2 protein-coding genes and 1 pseudogene are annotated in these 2,740 nt (G+C 65.2%); all 3 read left to right on the top strand.

The window, feature by feature from the left end:
• The coding region (locus tag FE811_RS28045) for a hypothetical protein (protein WP_219848973.1) at window positions 1–184 on the top strand (184 nt) is incomplete at its 5' end.
• 183 nt (window positions 185–367) lie between these two features.
• Window positions 368–1,855, top strand: coding sequence for an aldehyde dehydrogenase (locus tag FE811_RS26345; RefSeq protein ID WP_116220606.1), 1,488 nt, complete (start codon window positions 368–370; stop codon window positions 1,853–1,855).
• A 290-nt stretch (window positions 1,856–2,145) separates the two neighbouring features.
• Window positions 2,146–2,690, top strand: a pseudogene (locus tag FE811_RS28880) (TRAP transporter small permease).
• Window positions 2,691–2,740 lie beyond the last annotated feature (50 nt).

The following is a 2,740-nucleotide window of genomic DNA, read 5'->3' as shown; positions in this document are numbered from 1 at the left end:
CCATCCTCCTAAATCCACAGTAAGGCGACCGGGCGATCCGCCAGGCCGCGTTGAGGGCAAGCTAGGCAGACGCGGCCCAGGAACCAACTTGCGTTTCCTGAAACGGCAATTCGAGAAAATCGAATTGGCTGGCCGGCGGAACATCGAAAATCCAACCAGCTGTTATTCATGGGAAATTTTCTGAGGCTCCTTTCCCAGCGCTGCCTGGTTATTGGGTTTTTCTATATCTCGTCATGAATATCCCTATGACTTCCGCAGCCTTTCGGCAGGATGCTTGCCTAGGGCAAAACCCCGTCCCTAAAATCCCGCGCAGATTCACCTGCGGTTCGTCCGGCAGGATTCGCGCCCGGCATCGGGGAGGAAAGACATGGCCAAGGCGACGGAACCAGAGCGTTTCGAGCATCTCTATATAAACGGCGAATGGGTGAAGCCGATCGACGGCGCGCTGGTGGACAGCATCGACCCCGCCACCGGCAGGCCCTGGGCGCTGGTCGCCTTTGCCGGCAAGCAGGAAGTCGACCGCGCCGTCGAGGCCGCCCGCGCCGCCTTTCGCGGCCCCTGGCGGCGGATGCCGGCGCATGAGCGCGCGGCCATGCTGCGCCGCTTTGCCGAGGCCTTCCGCGAGGCGATCCCCGAGATCATCGAGCATGAGGTCCGCGACAGCGGCCGGCTGATCGTCGATGCCCGCGCCGACCTGGGCGCCGAGGTGGCCTGGTATCACTGGTTCGCCTCGCTGGCCGACAAGACGCTGGGCACCACGGTGCCGATGGACGACAGCGTGCATTGCTTCACCACCCGCGTCCCGGTCGGCGTGGTCGCCGCGATCACGCCCTGGAACGCGCCCCTGATGACCATCTGCCTGAAGCTGGGCGCGGCGCTGGCCGCCGGCTGCACCCTGGTGGTGAAGCCGGCCGAAACCACGCCGGTCTCGACCCTGCTCTTGGGCCGCATCGCCGAGCGTGCGGGCCTGCCGCCGGGCGTCCTGAACATCGTCCCCGGCCACGGGCACGAGATCGGCGACCACCTGGTCGGCCATCCGGGCGTGGACAAGGTGTCCTTCACCGGTTCGGGGGCGACCGCAAAGCGCATGCTGAAGACCGGCGCCGACAGCCTGAAGCGCTTTACCTTCGAGCTGGGCGGCAAGGCACCGCATATCATCTTTGCCGATGCCGACCTGGAGCAGGCGCTGAACTCGGCCACCTCCTCGGCCTGGACGAATTGCGGGCAAAGCTGCGCGCTGGGGTCGCGCGTTCTGGTCGAGCGCCCGGTCTACGACCGCGTGGCCGAGATGTTCCGCCAGCGTGCCGCCACCGTGCGCGTCGGCATGCCGATGGACGAGGCGACCCGGATGGGGCCGCAGAACAGCCAGCAGCAGCTGGACAAGACCCTGTCCTATTTCGAGATCGGCCGCGCGGAGGGCGCCGAACTCCTGGCCGGGGGCCGCCGGATCGACCGGCCGGACCTGGCCGGCGGCTATTTCGTGGAGCCCACGGTCTATGCCGGCGTGACCAACCAGATGCGCATCGCCCGCGAGGAAATCTTCGGCCCGGTCGCCGCGCTGATCCCCTTCGACGGCGAGGAAGAGGCGATCGAGATCGCCAACGACACGCCCTTCGGCCTGACCGCGGGGCTCTGGACCAACGACCTGGGCCGGGCGCATCGGGTCTCGAACCGGATCGAGGCCGGCAGCGTCTGGGTCAATACCTATCGCTACGTGCGCTGGTCGCTGCCCTATGGCGGCTTCAAGCAAAGCGGCTGGGGGCGCGAGAACGGCATCGACGCGCTCGACCCCTACCTGGAAACCCGCACCACCGTCATCAGCACCACCGGACAGGCAGCGAACCCCTATGCCTGAGGGGCCGGCCATGGGATTGGCTATGCGTCTGCCAAAACCATAGCCTTTCCCTATGGGACGTCCCGCTTCGGCGATGATGCCTTTGGGAAGGTTTGCGGGAAACGCGGCTGCGGATGTAAAATCGGCCGCATCTACCCCGGATCCGATGCCCGCCGATCGCGGGCAACCCTATCGGACACAAGCCGGAAATCATCGGACCAGGAGAAAAGGGGCCGATCGGGCTTCGCTTGCGCGCGCGGGCCGCAAGGCCGGGTCATCTGAAAAATCGGCGCCGTCCCGGCTGGCGGCACATGGGAGGAGAAATGGGAAAGGTTATCATATCACTGGAACGGCTGGGGCTTGCGCTTGCCGTCATATGCGTCACGCTGATCATGTTCATCGTGTCCTATGACGCGTTCTCGCGCTATGCCTTTCACGCGCCGCTGCCCTGGGCCTTCGAACTGATCAGCTATTACCTGATGATCGCCGCGACCTATTTCGCGATCTCGGCCACGTTCCAACAGNCGACCACATCAATATCGACCTGTTCCGCAGCATCATGGCACCGCGGCTTCGCCGCCTGCTGGACATCCTGTGGTCGCTGCTGGGCGCTGCGATCTTCGCCGTCGTCGCCCATGGCGCCTGGGGCGAGATGGCCCATGCCTATACCCGCAACGAATTCCTGCCCGGCTACATCACCTGGCCGGCCTGGGTGTCGCAGCTGCCCATCGTGCTGGGCTTCGCCCTGCTGGTGGTGCGCCTTTGCGCCCATGCCCTGACCCTGCTGCTGCGCGGATCCGATCCCGATGTCGTCGATCACACCACCGGCGTCGAAATCAAGGAACATCACGAATGATCGCCACCATCATCGTCCTTCTCATGTTCGTGCTGCTGGCGGCGGGCATG

The organism is Paracoccus sp. FO-3, assembly GCF_006386455.1.
GTDB classification, from domain to species: domain Bacteria; phylum Pseudomonadota; class Alphaproteobacteria; order Rhodobacterales; family Rhodobacteraceae; genus Paracoccus; species Paracoccus versutus.
This window is presented reverse-complemented; position numbering and strand designations above follow the sequence as displayed.

Bases quoted from the DNA above. Each gene is read 5' to 3' on its own strand.
- FE811_RS26345 (WP_116220606.1), top strand. From the start codon at position 368: ATGGCCAAGGCGACGGAACCAGAGCGTTTCGAGCATCTCTATATAAAC.